At 68.9% G+C, this 17,247-nt stretch carries 12 protein-coding genes; 9 read left to right on the top strand and 3 right to left on the bottom strand.

Going from position 1 to position 17,247, the window contains the following annotated elements; translation table 11 throughout:
• Window positions 1–92: 92 nt before the first annotated feature.
• The 6 genes from EV675_RS23790 (at window position 93) to EV675_RS23765 (ending at window position 7,162) form a co-directional block, all read left to right on the top strand.
• Window positions 93–1,238: a 2-methylaconitate cis-trans isomerase PrpF family protein gene (locus EV675_RS23790; RefSeq protein ID WP_130360649.1), complete on the top strand. Its 1,146-nt coding sequence runs from the start codon at window positions 93–95 to the stop codon at window positions 1,236–1,238.
• A gap of 198 nt (window positions 1,239–1,436) precedes the next feature.
• On the top strand, window positions 1,437–2,447 hold the full coding sequence (locus tag EV675_RS23785; RefSeq protein ID WP_130360647.1) for a Bug family tripartite tricarboxylate transporter substrate binding protein: 1,011 nt from the start codon (window positions 1,437–1,439) through the stop codon (window positions 2,445–2,447).
• Window positions 2,448–2,449: 2 nt separating this feature from the next.
• Window positions 2,450–3,541, top strand: coding sequence for a 4-oxalomesaconate tautomerase (locus tag EV675_RS23780; RefSeq protein ID WP_130360645.1), 1,092 nt, complete (start codon window positions 2,450–2,452; stop codon window positions 3,539–3,541).
• Window positions 3,542–3,732: 191 nt separating this feature from the next.
• Complete coding sequence (locus tag EV675_RS23775; RefSeq protein WP_130360643.1) at window positions 3,733–4,395, top strand: LuxR C-terminal-related transcriptional regulator; 663 nt, start codon at window positions 3,733–3,735, stop codon at window positions 4,393–4,395.
• Window positions 4,308–6,224 carry a sensor histidine kinase gene (locus tag EV675_RS23770; protein WP_130360641.1) on the top strand — a complete coding sequence of 639 codons (1,917 nt, stop codon included), beginning with the start codon at window positions 4,308–4,310 and terminating at the stop codon, window positions 6,222–6,224. The genes EV675_RS23775 and EV675_RS23770 overlap by 88 nt, the downstream gene beginning before the upstream one ends.
• A 263-nt stretch (window positions 6,225–6,487) precedes the next feature.
• Complete coding sequence (locus EV675_RS23765) at window positions 6,488–7,162, top strand: ankyrin repeat domain-containing protein (RefSeq protein ID WP_130360639.1); 675 nt, start codon at window positions 6,488–6,490, stop codon at window positions 7,160–7,162.
• A gap of 8 nt (window positions 7,163–7,170) precedes the next feature.
• Here the strand turns inward: EV675_RS23765 and EV675_RS23760 are convergent, their stop codons facing one another.
• Window positions 7,171–8,169, bottom strand: a complete 999-nt coding sequence (locus tag EV675_RS23760) for a LysR substrate-binding domain-containing protein (protein ID WP_130360637.1) — start codon at window positions 8,167–8,169, stop codon at window positions 7,171–7,173.
• A gap of 133 nt (window positions 8,170–8,302) precedes the next feature.
• Here EV675_RS23760 and EV675_RS23755 point away from each other — a divergent pair, with 133 nt between their 5' ends.
• Window positions 8,303–10,594: an NADP-dependent malic enzyme gene (locus EV675_RS23755; protein ID WP_130360635.1), complete on the top strand. Its 2,292-nt coding sequence runs from the start codon at window positions 8,303–8,305 to the stop codon at window positions 10,592–10,594.
• Between the two features lie 25 nt (window positions 10,595–10,619).
• Here the strand turns inward: EV675_RS23755 and EV675_RS23750 are convergent, their stop codons facing one another.
• The gene (locus EV675_RS23750; RefSeq protein WP_130360633.1) at window positions 10,620–11,834 is read right to left on the bottom strand and encodes an MFS transporter; all 1,215 of its coding nucleotides are present in this window, start codon (window positions 11,832–11,834) and stop codon (window positions 10,620–10,622) included.
• A gap of 99 nt (window positions 11,835–11,933) precedes the next feature.
• On the opposite strand from EV675_RS23750, the gene EV675_RS23745 reads away from it, so the two are divergent.
• Window positions 11,934–12,902 (top strand): AraC family transcriptional regulator, encoded by a 969-nt coding sequence (locus EV675_RS23745; protein WP_130360631.1) that lies wholly within the window; start codon window positions 11,934–11,936, stop codon window positions 12,900–12,902.
• Window positions 12,903–13,133: 231 nt separating this feature from the next.
• On the top strand, window positions 13,134–15,629 hold the full coding sequence (locus EV675_RS23740; RefSeq protein WP_130360629.1) for a penicillin acylase family protein: 2,496 nt from the start codon (window positions 13,134–13,136) through the stop codon (window positions 15,627–15,629).
• 6 nt (window positions 15,630–15,635) lie between these two features.
• Here EV675_RS23740 and EV675_RS23735 read toward each other — a convergent pair whose 3' ends face one another.
• Window positions 15,636–17,240, bottom strand: coding sequence for an MFS transporter (locus EV675_RS23735; RefSeq protein ID WP_130360627.1), 1,605 nt, complete (start codon window positions 17,238–17,240; stop codon window positions 15,636–15,638).
• Window positions 17,241–17,247 lie beyond the last annotated feature (7 nt).

The raw sequence follows: 17,247 nt of genomic DNA, 5'->3' as shown, positions 1-17,247 counted from the left end.
ACCGCCGTTGCCGCGCCGCGCCGGGCTCCGGCATCGCGCGACCCCGCTGGCATGGGCCTTGCAACGGGCAGCCATCCCATTCGGAGACTTCGATGCCCCAAGCAGCCTATCCAGCCGTCTATATGCGCGGCGGCACCAGCCGCGCCCTGGTCTTCCACGACCGCGACCTGCCCGCCGACCGCGATGCGCGCGACCAGGTCTTCCTGGCCACGCTGGGCAGCCCGGATCCCGGCAAGCGGCAACTGGACGGCCTGGGCGGCGGCATCTCGTCGCTGTCGAAGATCGCCGTGGTGGGCGCGCCCACGCGCGGCGACGCCGACGTGGACTACACCTTCGGGCAGGTCGCGATCGACGCGCCGCTGGTCCAGTACCGGGGCAACTGCGGCAACATCTCGTCGGCCATCGGCCCCTACGCCGTGGACGAGGGGCTGGTGCGGACATCGGGCGACCGCGCCTCGGTCCGCATCCACAACACCAACACCGGCAAGATCATCGTGGCCGACTTCGCGCTCAGCGACGGCCGCGCCGCGGTCGCCGGCGATTTCGTGCTGCCCGGCGTGGCGGGCACCGGCTCGCCCATCCGGCTGTCCTTCCTGGACCCGGGCGGCGCCACGACCGGCAAGCTGTTCCCCACCGGCGCCGCGCGCGACACCGTGACGATCCCCGGCGTGGGGACGATCGAGGTCTCGTGCATCGACGTCTCGAACCCGACGGTCTTCGCGCGCGCCGCCGACTTCGGCCTGGCCGGCATCGAATCGGCGGCGCAGATCGATGCGCGGCCGGATCTGGTCCGGCAATGCGAGGAACTGCGCGTGGCCGCCGCCGTCCTGATGGGGCTCGCCACCGAGGACGAGGCGCGCACGCGCCTGCGCAACCTGCCGCTGGTCTGCCTGCTGTCGCCGCCCGCCGACGTGGTTCTGCCTTCGGGCGCTTCGCTTCGAGCCCGGGACGTGGACATCACCGCCCGCATGTTCTCGGCCGGCCAGCCGCACCGGGCAACGCCGCTGACGGGCGCGATGTGCCTGGCCGCCTGCGTGCGCCTGCCCGGCACCCTGGGCGCCGAACTGGGCCGCGCCCCCGCGGACGGCGGCGACATCGTCATCGGCCACGCCTCGGGTTCTCTGCCCGTGGGCGCCGCCGTCAGCGGCGGACAGCAGCCGCGCGTCGACAGCACGACCGTCACGCGCACCGCGCGCCGGCTGATGCGGGGCGAGGTCTACGCGCCCACCGGGCGGTGACGGCGCTTCGGCGAAACGCGTTACATTATTGAAACAACGAATCTTCCGAGGCGCGTTGCCACGCCCCCTGGCCGCGCCCAGAAATTCCATACGAATCAAAAACTTAGCTCTGGACACCCTCTCAGTTGCCACCCATGGCACGCGCCTTGCTCGGCAGTTCTTCCATCCAGACACAAGAACCGTCCCCGGAGACCCTGTATGACGTACCCTCTCACGCCTCGCGCCGGCTCGGCGTTCAAGGCCTTCCGCCGCACCCTGCTGTCCGCGCTGCTGGGCACGCTGGCCGCCACCTCGTGGCAGGCCGCGCAGGCGGCCGACTATCCGACCAAGCCCATCAAGCTGATCGTGCCCTTCGCTCCCGGCGGCGGCAACGACGCCATCGCCCGCACCCTGGGCCGACGCCTGGGCGACGCGCTGGGCCAGCCGGTGGTGATCGAAAACCGCGCCGGCGCCGGCGGCAAGCTGGGCGTGGAAGCCGGCGTGAAGGCCGATCCCGACGGCTACACGCTCACGCTGATCTCCAACAGCTACTCGGTCAATCCCAGCCTCTATCCGATCAAGTTCGACCCGATCAAGGACATCACACCCATCGGCATGATCGCGCGCGGCCCGCTCCTGATCGCGGTGCCGACCACCCTGCCGGTCAACAGTCTGGCCGACCTGATCCAGCTCGCCAAGACCAGGAAAGGCGGCCTGACCTACGCCTCGTCCGGCCAGGGCGGCATCTCCCACCTGGCCACGGAACTGTTCCAGCGTACCGCCGGGATCGAGATGACCCACGTGCCCTACCGCGGCACGGCCCCGGCCCTGACCGACACCGTGGCGGGCCAGACCGACCTCTTCTTCAGCACCGCCGGCGCGGCCTTTCCCTACATGAAGAGCGGCCGGCTGAAGGTCGTGGCCGAGACGCTGCCCAAGCGCATCCAGGCCGAGCCTTCCATCCCCACGGTGGCCGAGGCCGGCGTGCCGGGCTATGAAGTGATCGTCTGGTATGGGCTGATCGCCCCCAAGGGCCTGCCCGCCGACATCCAGCAGCGGCTGAACAAGGAAATGAACGTCGCGCTGGCGCTGCCGGAAACCGTGGAACAACTCAAGGCCAACGGCGAGGAGCCCGCCATCGGCAAGCCCGAACAGTTGATGGCGCAGATCCAGAAAGAACTGGCGGTATGGAAGCGTGTCGTGACCGACGCCAAGATCCAGGTGGAATGATCATGCAGACGAAGATACCGTGCGTCATGATGCGGGGCGGAACCTCGCGCGGACCTTTCTTTCTTGCCTCGGACCTTCCGTCCGATCCGGCGCGGCGCGACGAAGTGCTGCTGGCCGCCATGGGATCGCCCCATTCCTACCAGGTGGACGGCATCGGCGGCGCCACGCCCTTCACCAGCAAGGTCGCCATCATCAGCCCCTCGCAGCGCCCGGGCATAGACGTCGATTATCTGTTCGCCCAGGTCCTGGTGAACGAGCGCCTGGTCGACACGCGCCCGAACTGCGGCAACATCCTGGGCGCGGTCGGCCCCTACGCCATCGACGCCGGACTGGTGCCGGCGCAGGGCGACGAGACGACCGTGCGCATCTTCAATGTCAACACGCAGGCCGAAGTCCACGCCATCGTGCAGACACCGGGCGGCTCGGTGACCTACTCGGGCGATGCGGCGATCGACGGCGTGCCCGGCACCGCCGCGCCCGTCAAGCTGAATTTCCGCAGCGCCATCGGCTCCATCACCGGCAAGCTGCTGCCCACCGGCCGGCCGCTGGACGTGATCGACGGCATCGAAGTCAGCTGCGTGGACGTCGCCATGCCCATGGTGCTGTTCTCGGCCACCCAACTGGGCAAGACCGGCCATGAAAGCGCCGAGGAGCTCGATGCCGACACCGCGCTGATCGCCAGGATGGAAGCCATCCGGCGCAAGGCGGGCGAATTGATGGGGCTGGGCGACGTCAGCGCATCGGTCGTGCCCAAGATCGGGCTGCTGGCCGAACCGCAGCACGGCGGCACGATCTCGTCGCGCTACTTCGTGCCCTACTCCTGCCACCGCGCGCACGCCGTCACCGGCGCCTTGTGCGTGGCCTCGGCCTGCGCCGTTCCCGGCACCATCGCGTCCCGGCTCTCCGGCCTGGACAGCGTACCGCCGCAGGGCGTGGTGCGCATCGAGCATCCGTCGGGCACGATATCCATCGACCTCGACGTGGACCTGGTCAGCGCCACGCCCACCATCCGGCGCGCGGCGGTGATCCGCACGGCCCGGCGGCTGTTCGAGGGCAGCGTGCTGATTCCGTCCGAGGTCTGGCAGGAAGCCTGATCCCCAGCCCGTCCATGCATGGCCGCGCCGGCAGATTCCATCGGGACCTGCCGGCGCGGCCGTTTTGCATCAAGCAATACCTCATTCTCGGCATTTGCAACACACAAACATTGTGTTACAATTGGCGGCGTCAGCCCGCGAGGTTCGGCCGACGGCAAGCCCGGCCGCGCGCGCTCCGCTTCGCCTCCCTCATGACCGACCTCTCTCTTTCCGCTCCCGTCCTCGTCGTCGACGATGAACCGCTGGTCCGCCAGCGGATTCTGCGCCTCCTGGCCGACCTCGGCTATTCCCCGAGTGCGCTGGTCGCCTGCGCCACGCTGGCCGAAGCCCGCTTCCACCTCGACAGCGGTGCCCGCTTCCCGTTCGCGCTGATCGACCTGGGGCTGCCAGATGGCAGCGGTCTGGAGCTGATAGAAATCCTGCACGCGCGCGATGCCCAGGCGGGCATCCTGGTGATCTCGACCTGCACCACCGAGGACGTGATTCTCGCCGCGCTGAAACTGGGCGCCAGCGGCTACGTCCTGAAAGAACGGGACGACCAGGAAATCGCGATGTCCGTGCGCAGCGCGCTGCGAGGCGGCGCGCCCATCGACCCGTTCGTCGCCCGGCGCCTGCTGACGCTGCTTCCCCCGCCCGCATCGCCGGCCCCGGCACCGGCCGAAGCGCCGCTGAGCAAGCGCGAGCGGGAAATCCTCGAACTGGTCGCCCAGGGCCACACCAATCGCGAAATCGCCGAGCAGTTGTTCGTCTCCCCCCATACCGCCGCATGCCACATCAAGAACATCTATCGGAAGCTGGCGGTCACGTCCCGCACGCGCGCCATCCACGAAGCGCGCTCGCTTGGCTTGCTGTAGTCCTGGCGCTCTGGCTTGGCCTGGCGCACACGGTCCGCGCGGACGCCTGCCGTCCGGCGATCTCCTCCATCAGCGCCGCCCGCGCGAACGAAGCCCCGGACACGCCGCCCACCACGGGCTGGGAGGCCGTCACCCTGCCCGACATCTGGTCGACGCGCTGGCCCGGCCACGACGGCACGGTCTGGTATCGCGTCCAATGGACGCACTGCCCCGGCCAACCCGTGGCCGCCTTCCTCGAATACCTGTCGATGGCCGGCGCGGGAAGCGTCAACGACGATCCGCTCTGGGCGGACGACAGCCTGGCCGAACCCCTGTCGCGCGGCTGGAACATGCCGCGCTATTCCCTGCTGCCGCCTTCGGCGCTGCATGCCGGCACCAACACCTTGTGGTTCAAGGCGGTGGGCTACGACCTCTACAGCTCCGGGTTGGGTGGGGTGCACATCGGCCCGCCCGACGAAATCCGTCCGCTCTACGAACGGGAATGGCTGCTGCGGCGCGTCTTCCCGCAGGTCAACCTGATCATTTCCATCACGCTGGGCTGCTTCTTCCTGGTGGTCTGGCTCCTGCGGCGCAACGAGCAGGCCTATGGGTGGTATGCGCTGACATCGCTGGCCTGGCTGCTGTTCGGCCTGAATTCGGTCGTCGCGACGCCCTGGCCGTTCGCCACCACGCACGGCTGGTCCACCTGGATCACCCTCATCTTCACCATCTATTGCAGCGCGTTCTCGATGTTCGCCTGGCGCTTCGGCGACCAGCGCTTCCCCCGCCTGGAAAAGGCGCTCTGGATCACCACGGGCGCGGTGTGCGCGGCGCTGCTGGCGCTGGGGCCGGTTCAGCCCAAGATCGTGTTCTATCTCGTGGCGGTGGGCTATGCCGGCGTGTTCGTCGGAACCTGCGTGCAGTTCCAGCTGCACGCCCTGCGCACGCGCCGCCCCGAGCACCTGTTCCTGGCCGCCTGCATGCTGAGCTTCCTGGTGGCCGTCACGCACGACATGCTGGCGTTCCTGCGCATCATCGACGACGTGCATGGCTATACGGCCGCCACCGCCCCGCTGATGATGATAGGCATGGCCCTGGTCCTGGCCTGGAGCTTCACCACCACCCTCGGGCGCGTGGAGCGGTTCAACCGCGAGCTGGCCGAACACGTCGACCAGGCCCGCCGGGAACTCACTCTTACCCTGGGCCGGCAGCACGAGCTGGAAGTGGCCAATGCCCGGTTGAGCGAACGGCTGCAGATATCCCACGACCTGCACGACGGCCTGGGCAGCTCCCTGGTGCGGTCCATCGTCATGGCGGAAAAGGGCGACGCCGCGCTGCCGCCGCAGCACTACGTGTCGGTCCTGAAAAGCCTGAGGGACGACCTGCGGCAGGTCCTGGACCAGAGTTTCGGGGCGGTCCCGGCAACGGTGGCCTCGCCCGCCGACTGGATCGCGCCGCTGCGCCGCCGCTTCGGCGAGCTGTTCGATGAGCAGGGAGTCCGATGCGCCTGGAAGATCGCCCCGGCCTGGCCCTCGAAACCGGAAACGGCCCATCTGCTCGCCTTGACCCGCTTCCTGGAGGAAGCCTTGACCAATGTAATCAAGCACAGCCGCGCAGGCGCGATCGCCGTGACCCTGACTGACGCCGGCCACGGCGCGCTGGCGTTGAGCGTCGAGGACGACGGCACGGGATTCGACGTCGCGCTGGCCGACCGCTCCATGGCAGGCATCGGACTGCGCAGCATGCGGGCCCGCATCGCCCGCCTTGGCGGACGGCTGGAGATCGAGTCGGACGCGAGCGGCACGCGCCTGCGCGCCCGCCTGCCTGCGATTACTCATTTCTCGGGATAGCCGCCGGCCCCGCCCCATCCTCTAATTGCTGATCCGGCACGCGGCCGGACAGCCCTGAGGATTCCCCATGCTTTTTCGTCCTTGCCCGTGCCAAGCACGCAAATCGCGCCGGCCTCGGCGCTTCTGGATGCGGCTCTTCCCGGGACGACGGCTTTTCCGATGCCAGGGCTGCAACGCGACGCTGTTCATCCCGCCGCTGCAACTGCTGGACCGGGACATCTCGGCTTAACATCACGTCTCCACCTTTCCAGGGAGACTCGCGCATGCTGTGCAAGCGCCTATCCATCCGCCTCGGGGTCGCGGCGACCCTGCTCGCCTCGCTGTCGGCGCCCGTGAACGGCGCCGGCCCGGACGGCCGGCTGCGCGCCGCCGCCGAACGGGGCACGGCCGCCGAGGTGCGCGCCCTGATCGGCCAGGGGGCGGACCTCGAGGCGCGCGATGCCGCGGGCGCCACGCCGCTGCTGATCGCCACCCACCGCAACAACGTGGACGCGGCCCGCGCCCTGATCGAAGCGGGCGCCGACGTCAACGCCAAGGACAGCATCAACGACAGCCCCTATCTGTACGCGGGCGCGCGCGGACACAACGAGATCCTCCAGTTGACGCTGGCGCACGGCGCCGACCTGAAGAGCACCAATCGCTACGGCGGCACGGCGCTGATCCCGGCCGCCGAACGCGGCCACGTCGAGACGGTCCGCACGCTGATCAAGGCGGGCGTGGACGTGAACCACGTCAACAACCTGCACTGGACCGCGCTGCTCGAAGCCATCATCCTGGGTACGGGCGGCGCCCGCCACACCGACATCGTGCGCCTGCTGGTGGACGCGCATGCCGACGTGAATCTGGCCGACGGCAACGGCATCACGCCGCTGCAACACGCCCGCCAGCGCGGCTTCACCGCCATCGAACGCATCCTGCTCCAGGCCGGCGCACGCTAGCGCGCCGGTCAGAACTCGGTCTGCCGGCCCGGATCCGGCGCGTCCCGCCGCATGCCGCCGGAAACCTGGCGCACGGCCTCCAGAAAGCGCCGGTGCGATTCGTTCTCGCCGCTATCCCCGCGCACGATGGCCGCGATGGGCGGCAGGTTCCAGGCGATGGAATACGGAACGATGGCCACGCCCACCACGTGCACCAGTTCTTCGGCGATGTCGGCCGGCAGCAGCGAGACCGCGCGCTCGGATGCGGCAATGATCTCGCCGATGAGCTTGGCCGAGTAGCCTTCGGTAATTGGCACGGGCGGCGTGACGCCCGCCTGGATGAACAGGCCGGCGACCTGCTCGCGCAGCGCGGTGTGCGGCTCGCCCAGGACCCAGTCGAGTTCGGCCAGCCGGGGCCATGAAAGCGGCGTGCGGCTCAATTGCGCCGCCAGGCGCCGGTTGCTGATCAGCCGGGCCTGCTGCCGATACAGGGGTTCGAACGCCAGGCCCTGCAGGTCCAGCATGGGGCTCGCCCGCGCGATGACCACGTCCAGCGCATGATCGCGCAGCGCGCGCAGCAGGCTCTCGCTGGTGCCGTCGTGGATGCGCACGGCCAGCCGCCGGGGACCCGCCTGCACGGCGCAGACGGCCTCGGCCACCAGCCGTCCGGACACGAAGGGCGTCACCCCCACGTGCAGGCGGGCGGCCAGGCCCGCGCTGGAAGCCTCCATGTCGCGTACCAGGTGCCCCAGGTCCTGCAGCATGGCCCGCGCCCGGCCCGCCACGACCCGCCCGATGTCGGTGGGCGCCATGCCGCGCGCCGTGCGGACGAACAGCGGCGCACCGAACATGGATTCCAGTTCCGACAAGGCATTGGTCACCGCCGGCTGGCTGGTCGCCATCAGTTCGGCCACCCGCGTCAGGGAACCGAGCCGGTGGACCTGCACGATCAGTTGCAGGTGACGCATCTTCAGCCGGGAAACCAGCCGGCGGACGACATCATCGGAGGGAAACACGGAATCCGGCATGCCTGGAATCGTCAAGATATCAGCAAAATATTATGAATACATCCGTAATCAGAATATTTCAATGATAACCGCCACCTAGAATGGCTGGATCTTGATGCAACCCTATGCCCCTGGGGCACGGAAGGACAGGAAGATGAGCACCACGATTCGCCAGGCCGCCCTCGATTACCACGAATTCCCCGTTCCGGGAAAAGTGTCGATCTACCCGACCAAGCCGCTGGTCACGCAGCGCGACCTTGCCCTGGCCTATACGCCGGGCGTCGCCGCCGCCTGCGAGGAAATCGTCGCCGACCCGGCCAATGCCTTCCGCTACACCGCTCGCGGCAATCTGGTGGGGGTGATCTCCAACGGCACCGCCGTGCTGGGCCTGGGCAACATCGGCCCGCTGGCGTCCAAACCGGTCATGGAAGGCAAGGCCGTACTGTTCAAGAAATTCGCCGGCATCGACGTGTTCGACATCGAGATCGACGAGACCGACCCGGACAAGCTGGTGGACATCATCGCCTCGCTGGGCCCGACCTTCGGCGGCATCAATCTCGAGGACATCAAGGCGCCCGAGTGCTTCGCCGTCGAACGCAGGCTGCGCGAGCGCATGACGATCCCGGTCTTCCACGACGACCAGCACGGCACCGCCATTACCGTCAGCGCCGCATTCATCAACGGCCTGAAGGTGGTCGGCAAGGACATCGCCCAGGTCAAGGTCGTGACCTCCGGCGCCGGCGCCGCCGCCCTGGCCTGCCTGGAACTGATGATGGACCTGGGCCTGCCGCGCGAGAACATCTGGGTCACCGACATCGAAGGCGTGGTGTACGAGGGACGCACGGTGCTGATGGACGAACAGAAGGCCGCCTTCGCGCAGAAGACCTCGGCCCGCGCGCTGGCCGAGGTCATCGCCGGCGCGGACGTATTCCTGGGGCTGTCGGCCGGCGGCGTGCTCAAGCCCGACATGGTGGCGGCCATGGCCCCCCGGCCGCTGATCCTGGCGCTGGCCAACCCCACGCCCGAGATCCTGCCCGACGCGGCCCACGCCGTGCGCGACGACGTCGTCATGGCCACCGGGCGCTCGGATTTCCCCAACCAGGTCAACAACGTGCTGTGCTTTCCCTACATCTTCCGGGGCGCGCTGGACGTGGGCGCCTCCACGATCACGCGCGAGATGGAAAAGGCCGCGGTCTACGCCATCGCCGGCCTGGCCGAGGAAGAACAGAACGAGGTGGTGGCCGCCGCCTACGGCACCTATGACCTGCGCTTCGGTCCCGACTACCTGATCCCCAAGCCCTTCGATCCGCGCCTGATCGTGCGTATCGCACCCGCGGTGGCCGCCGCCGCGATGGCCAGCGGCGTGGCGACCCGTCCGCTGGCGGACCTGGACGCGTATGCCGAGCAGTTGCAGCAGTTCGTCTATCGCTCCGGCGCCTTCATGAAGCCGCTGTTCGCCAACGCCAAACGCTTCGTGCGCGACGGCGGCAAGGCGCGCATCGTGTTCACCGAAGGCGAGGACGAGCGCGTGCTGCTGGCCGTGCAGGTGATCGTGGACGAAGGCCTGGCCAAGCCCATCCTGGTCGGCCGCCCGGCAGTGCTGCTCGCGCGCATCGAGAAGTTCGGACTGCGCCTGCGCCTGGGCCAGGACGTCGAGGTGACCAATCCCGAGTTCGACGAACGCTTCCACCAGTACTGGACGACCTATTGGGAAAAGATGTGCCGCCGCGGCATCACCAAGGAGATGGCGCGCGTGGAGATGCGCCGCCGCATGACGCTGATCGGCGCCATGATGGTCCACCTGGGCGATGCCGACGGCATGATCTGCGGCACCGTCGGCGCCTACCACGACCACCTGCGTTTCGTCGACGAGGTCATCGGCCGGCGGCCCGGGCACGGCGTCTATGCGGCGATGAACATCCTGCTGCTGAACGAACGGACCATCGCGCTGGTGGACACGCACGTCAACGACGATCCCAGCGCCGAGCAGATCGCCGAATACACGCAGGCGGCGGCCGAGGCCATGCGGCGGCTGGACCTGGCGCCCAAGACCGCGCTGCTGTCGCGCTCGAACTTCGGCTCGGGCAGTTCGGCCTCGGGCGGCAAGATGCGCCGCGCGCTGGACCTGCTGCGCGAACAGGCGCCGGACCTGGAGGTGGACGGCGAGATGCACGGCGACTGCGCGCTGGACGAGGCCCTGCGGCTGCGCATCCTGCCGTCCTCCACGCTCAAGGGCGAAGCCAACCTGCTGGTCTGCCCCAACGTGGACGCGGGCAACATCGCCTACAACCTGCTCAAGACCGCCGCCGGCGGCAACGTGGCCGTGGGGCCCTTCCTGCTGGGCGTGAACGCGCCGGTGCACATCCTGACCTCCAGCGCGACGGTCCGCCGCATCATCAACATGACCGCCCTCGCGGTGCTCGGGGCCAACGCCGGCCTGGGCTAGGGTAGCGGCCGCGGCCTGGCGCCCCTTATCGGGCCAGAGGCGCGGCGGCCGGCGCCGGCCGCCGCCAGAACCCCCTGAACACCACCAGCGCCGCTCCCAGCAGCAACACCGCGCTGGCCGCGAAGACGCCGTGCGCGCCCCCGGCGTCGAACACCACGCCGCCGGCGGCCGCGCCCACGGTAATGGCCAGTTGCACGGCCGCCACGATCAGTCCGCCCCCGCTCTCGGCTTCGTCGGGCACCACCCGCGTCAACCAGGACGACCAGGCCACCGGCACCGCGCCGAAGGCCATGCCCCACAGCGCGACCAGCAGGGCCGCGACCCAGGGCAGCGTCTCCATGCCGGCCAGGACCAGGCCGATGCCGCCCATCGCCAGCGGCATCAGCAGCAGCGTCATGCGCAGGCTGCGCTGCAGCAGCAGGCCCGAAAGCGACGTGCCGACGAAATTGGCTACGCCGAACCCCAGCAGCATGGCCGACAGGCCGTTGACGTCCACGCCGGGCACGCCCTCCAGGAACGGCCGCAGATAGGTGAAGAAGGCGAAGTGTCCGGTGAAGACCATGATGCAGGCCCCCATGCCCAGCGCCACGCCCGGCCGCCGCAGTACGTCGACCAGCGTGCCCAGGCGCGTGGAACCCGCGGGCGCCATGCGCGGCAAGGTCAGGGCCTGCCATATCAACGCCGCCACGCCCAGCGACGTGGCCAGCAGGAAGACATTGCGCCATCCGAACAGATGGCCGAAATAGCTGCCCAGCGGCGCCGCCGCGATCGTCGCGACCGACACGCCGCCGAAGATCAGGGACAACGCGCGCGGCACCATGGCGTCGGGCACGAGCCGCATCGCCGTCGCGGCCGACATCGTCCAGAACCCGCCGATGGCGATGCCCAGCAGCACCCGCCCCAACAGGATGACGGCCAGGCTGGGCGCGAAGGCGACCAGCAGGTTCGAGGCGATCAGCAGCACGGAAAACGCCATCAACACCCACCTGCGGTCGATGCCGCGCGTTGCCGCCGCGATCAGGAGGCTGGTGACCAGCGCGACCGCGGAGGTCGCCGTCACCGCCTGCCCCGCCAGGCCCTCTGTCACGCCCAGGCTGGAGGCCATCGGCGTCAGCAGGCTGGCGGGCAGGAACTCGGCCGTGACCAGGCCGAACACGCCCAGCGCCAGCCCGAACACCGCGCCCCAGGCGGGCCGGTCCGGCGCGGCGGCCAGGCGGCCGGGAGAAATGCATTCACTCATGACGACTTCCAGGATTGACGAAAGCCGCAGCGTATCGGCCACGCAACAGGACTGTCTATGACGTAGAATCCTTTTTTATTGATCTATCGTCCGGAAATCATGGATGTAGCCGATCTGGAACCCGTCCCCGACTTCGATCCCGCCAGCGAACTGCTGCTCGGCATGCGGCTGGTCGGCGTCCAGTACCGGCGGATCGAACTGGCGCCCCCCTGCGGCGTGCGTTTCGGCCAGGCTCCGGGGCGCGCGCAGTTCCACTTCGTCGGCCGGGGCCCGTTGCTGCTGCGCACCGCGAGCGGAGCCCTGCACCGGCTCGACGCCGGCGATGCCGTACTGCTGCCGCATGGCGGGATGCACGAACTGCTGTCCTCGGCCGGGACACCCAGCCGGGACATCGCGGCCTTCGAATCGGTCGACATCTGCGAACAGGTCTGCGCGGTCAAGCCGGCCGCCTGTCCGGCCGGCGGCCCGCTGGTCTTCAGCGGCTGCATGGAGTTCCACCTGGGCGGCATGCAGATGCTCGTGGCCTCGATGCCCGAGGTCATGCTGGTCGGCACCCTGCTCGACCGCTACCCCGAGATCCGGCCCATGCTCGATGCCATGGAGCGCGAGGCGCGGGCGCGGCGCGCCGGTTTCGCCGGCATCCTCGCGCGGCTGGCCGACGTGGTGTCCGCCTTCATCGTGCGCGGCTGGGTCGAATGCGGATGCGGCGACGCCACCGGCTGGGTCCAGGCCCTGCGCGACCCCCGCCTGGGCAAGGTCATCGTCGCGCTGCACCGCGATCCGGGCCGCCCATGGACGGTCGCGGAACTGGCGGCGCAGATGGGCAGTTCGCGCTCGGTCTTCGCCGAACGCTTCCTGGCCGTGACCGGCATGACGCCGCTGCGCTACCTGACCGAACTGCGCATGCAGCTTGCCGTGCAGTGGATAGAGCGGGAACGCCAGCCCATCGAAACGGTGGCCTACCGCCTGGGCTACGGTTCGCTGGCCGCCTTCAGCCGGGCCTTCAAGCGCGTGGTCGGCCAGCCGCCCGGCGCCTTGCGCGGCAGGCCGCTGGCCGTTCATACCTAGAAACCGGCGCCCGCCGTTCCGGCGGCCCGCCAGCCCGCGACCCCGCTTTATGCGGAATTCCGGAAAGCGGCGCCGCCCGCTCCTTCCCGTCGAAGGAGAAATCCCCATGCCAATCAATGCCTTAGGACTGGCCGGCACGGCCCTGTCCGCTGGGAACGTCGCCTGCTAACGCTCCATCGTGCTCCGGCTCGCAATGCGCGGCACATATCTATCCCTACACAGGAGACATCGATGGACCACGCATGGAGACGAACCGCCACGGCCTGTTCGGTCAGCGCCGCGCTGCTCTTGGCCGCTTGCGGCGGAGGAGACGACGATCCGGCACCGCCGCCCGGCGGCGGCAACACGCTTCCCGGCCTGAAGGAAAGCGTCGAGATCATCCGCGACAAATACGGCGTATCGCACATCTACGCCAAGAACCAGGAAGACATGTTCTACGCGCAGGGCTACAACGCGGCGCGCGACCGGCTGTGGCAACTGGACCAATGGCGGCGCCAGGGCGAAGGCAGGATGGCCGAACAGTTCGGACCGCGCTTCGTCGAGGCCGACCGGGCGGCCCGGATGTTCCTGTACCGGGGCGACCTGGAGAAGGAATACGCCAGCTACCATCCGCAAAGCCAGGCCATCATTTCCTCGTTCGTGGCCGGCATCAACGCCTATATCGACCAGGTGAAGGCCGATCCGTCCAGGCTGCCCCTGGAATTCCGGCTCACAGGCACGGAACCGGGCCACTGGCGTCCGGAAACGGTGCTGGTGCGCAAGTACGGCATCACCCGCAACATCGGCTCCGAAGTCGATCTCGCGCGCAACGTCACGGCAATGGGCGCGAAGAAGGTACAGGAACTCAGCCTGTTCGAACCGCCCATCGACTTGCAGGTGCCCGGCGGCGTGGACCTGTCGCAGATCGATGGCTCGATCATGAACGCCTACAACCTCGGCCATGCCGCCGCGCGCTTCCAGGCCAGCGACTTCCCCGGCAGTCCGCTGGGCGCGAAGGCCCGCGACACGCTGGCCAAGGCCTTGTCGGGGCCCGACGAGACACCCGCCGCCAGCAGCGCGGCCGAGGGCATGGCTCGCGCCAACGCGCGCCGCATTGCCCGCTACGAGAGCAACAACTGGACGATCTCGGGCGCACGCACCGCGTCGGGCAGACCCATCCTGTCCAACGATCCGCACCGGGCCCTGTCCATGCCCTCGCTGCGCTATATGGTGCACCTGAACTCGCCCGGCTGGAACGTCATCGGCGCGGGCGAGCCGGCGCTGCCCGGCGTGTCCATCGGCCACAACGACCGCATCGCCTTCGGCCTGACCATCTTCTCGTTCGGCGACGAAGAGGACCTGTACGTCTACGAGACCAATCCCGCCAACCGCGACGAATACCGCTACCAGGGCAAGTGGGAAAAAATGCGCCTGGTCGAGGAAACGATCAAGGTACGGGGCCAGGCCGACGTGAAGGCGACGATCAAGTTCACCCGCCACGGCCCCGTGCTGCACGAGGACGCGGCCCGAGGCAAGGCCTACGCCATGCGCGCGGCCTACCTGGAGTTTCCCGGCACCGCCGCCTACCTCGCCAGCCTGCGCCTGAACCAGGCGCGCAACTGGGACGAATTCACCGCCGGCATGGCCCGCCACTACACCCCCGGCGAGAACATGGTGTATGCCGACGTGGAGGGCAACATCGGCTGGTTCGGCGGCGCGCTCGCTCCCATCCGGCCCAAGGCCGGATGGTCGGGCCTGCTGCCGGTCCCGGGCGACGGCAGCCACGAATGGGACGGCATCCTGCCGGGCGCGTCGCTGCCGCGCGTGCTGAACCCGGCCAAGGGGTTCTACGCCACGGCCAACGAATACAACGTGCCGGACGACTACGCGTACAAGGACATGTCGGCGCGCGAATGGTCGGATCCCAACCGGGTGCAGCGCATCGGCGAGGTCCTGGGCAGCGCGCGCGGCCTGACCGTGCAGGACACGGTCAAGCTGCAGTACGACGACCTGTCCATCCCGGCGCGCGACCTGATGGGCCTGGCTTCCAGCCTGTCCTCGCCCGAGGCCGAGGTGGCCGACGCGCTGCAGCGGCTCAAGGCATGGAACCACCGCATGTCCGCCGACTCGGCGGCCGCCACCATCTATGAGTTCTGGCAGTACGTCATCGTCGCCAAGGTCTCGGACCTGTACGTGCCGGCCGCCAGCCGCGCCACGTTCGGCGACCTGGACAAGCGGCTGGTGATGAACAGGCTCAGGGAACCCGATGCGGCCTTCGGCGCCGACCCGGTCCGGGGCCGCGACGCGCTGCTGGTCGATGCGCTGAAAGAGGGACTCGCCAATCTGAAGGAGGTGTTGGGCAACGATCCCGCCAAGTGGAAGTGGGGCGACCTGTTCCACATCAAGTTCGACCACCAGCTGGCGGCGCTGCTGCCGGCCGACCAGCGCGCCGCGCTGGGGACCGAGCGCTATCCGATGGGCGGCAACATCGAGACGGTTTACCTGGGCGCCTATGGCGCCGACTTCCGCAAGATCCACGGCGCGTCCTACCGGCAGGCCATCGACGTCGGCAACTGGGACAACTCGCTGGCCATGAACGTGCCGGGCCAGTCATCCGACCCTTCCAGCCCCTACTACAAGAACCTGCTGCCGCTGTGGGTCAAGGGGGAACTCTTCCCCATGGCCTTCAGCCGGCAAAAGGTCGAAAGCCTGAAGGCGGACAGCGTCACGCTGCAACCGGCGCGTTGAGCCGGATCAGGCAGCCGTCCGGCTATGAACCGCCAGGAGATGGCGCACCTGGGGCCGTTCCGGCCCCAGGTGGAAGCGCAGGATCTCCTCCTGGACATCGGCATCGGCTTTCGAGACCCGCTTGTGCTGGCGCAGGTGCTCCGCCCAGGACTCCACCTGGAACCACTCCAGCATGAGCCCCGGCTCGGCCGCATCCTCGGTCACTCCCCAGGCATAGGCGCCATCGCGGCGCCGTTCGGCCGACAGGCGCTCCAGCACGCGCAGGAAGGCCACGCGATCCTTGGGGTCGATCCGGTATTCGACCAGGATCAGCACCGGTCCCCGGTCATTCTCCACCGCCGCCGCCGTCAGGGGTTCGGGCCAATGGTTCGAGGGCACGAGGTCGGCCTCGCCCTTGGGCAGCTTGAGCACGTGGGACACCGCGCCCACGATCACCAATCCCGCGGCCCCGGCCAGCAGGGCGGCGGGCACTCCCACCCATTCGGCCACCGCGCCCCAGGCCAGGCTGCCCGCGGTCATCGCGCCGTTGAACACGGTCAGGTAGACGGCCAGTGACCGGCCGCGCACCCAGTTCGGCAGGATGGCCTGCGCCGTGCCGTTCAATGTGGTCAGCGCGGTGATCCACGCCGCCCCCAGCACCAGCAGGCCCACCACCGCCAACCACTGCGGCGGCGCGAAGGACAGGCCGGCCATGACGGCCGCCGTCACCAGCGCGGCGGCCAGCAAAAGGCCATCGGCGTCCAGCTTGTCGCGCAGCTTGGGCATGACCACGGCACCGCCTATCGCGCCCAGGCCCACGGCACCCAGCAGAATGCCGTAGAACCCCGCCCCGCCTCCCAGCAGCCCGCGCGCCACCAGCGGCAGCAGGGCCCAGACCGAACTGGCCAGCGCAAAGAAGCAGAACGCGCGCACCAGCACGACGTGCAGTTCGCGGCTGGCCCGCGCATAGCGCAACCCCGCCCGGAACGCGCCCAGGAACTGCTCCGACAACTCGTCGCGCGGGGTGGGCGGCCGGCGCCACCACAGCAGCGCGGCGATCACGAAGGCATAGCTGATGACGTCCACGCCATAGGTGACCGCGCCGCCCAGGCTCGCCAGGATCAAGCCGCCCAGCGCGGGACCGATGGCGCGCGCGATATTGATGCCCAGCGAATTCAGGGCCACGCCGTTCTTGATGTCCTTCCTGTCCACCAGCTCGGGCACGATGGCCTGCCAGGTAGGCCCCATCAGCGCGGCCCCGATGCCGCCCAGGAAGGTCAGCGCGACCAGCGAACCGATGGTCTGCATGCCCCAGGCCGTAAGCAGCATCAGGCTGACGCTGACGCAGGCCAGCAGTACCTGGATCGCGATCAGGAATTTGCGCCGGTCCAGGATGTCGGACAGCACGCCGGCCGGAATGGCCAGGAGGAAGATGGGCAGCGTGGCGGCGGCCTGCACCATGGCGACCGCCGTGGGCGAGGACGACAGGTCCGTCATCAGCCAGGAGCTGGCCACGTCGCGGATGAAGCTGCCGGTATTGCCGATGATCGTCGCGCCCCACAGCACGGCGAACAGCTTCTGCTTCAGCGGCCCGAAGCCGCCCTGGGAAGTGCTCTTGACCGCTACGCTCACGTCGCTT

Origin of the sequence: Pigmentiphaga kullae, assembly GCF_004216695.1 — a bacterium.
Classification (GTDB): domain Bacteria; phylum Pseudomonadota; class Gammaproteobacteria; order Burkholderiales; family Burkholderiaceae_B; genus Pigmentiphaga; species Pigmentiphaga kullae.
This window is presented reverse-complemented; position numbering and strand designations above follow the sequence as displayed.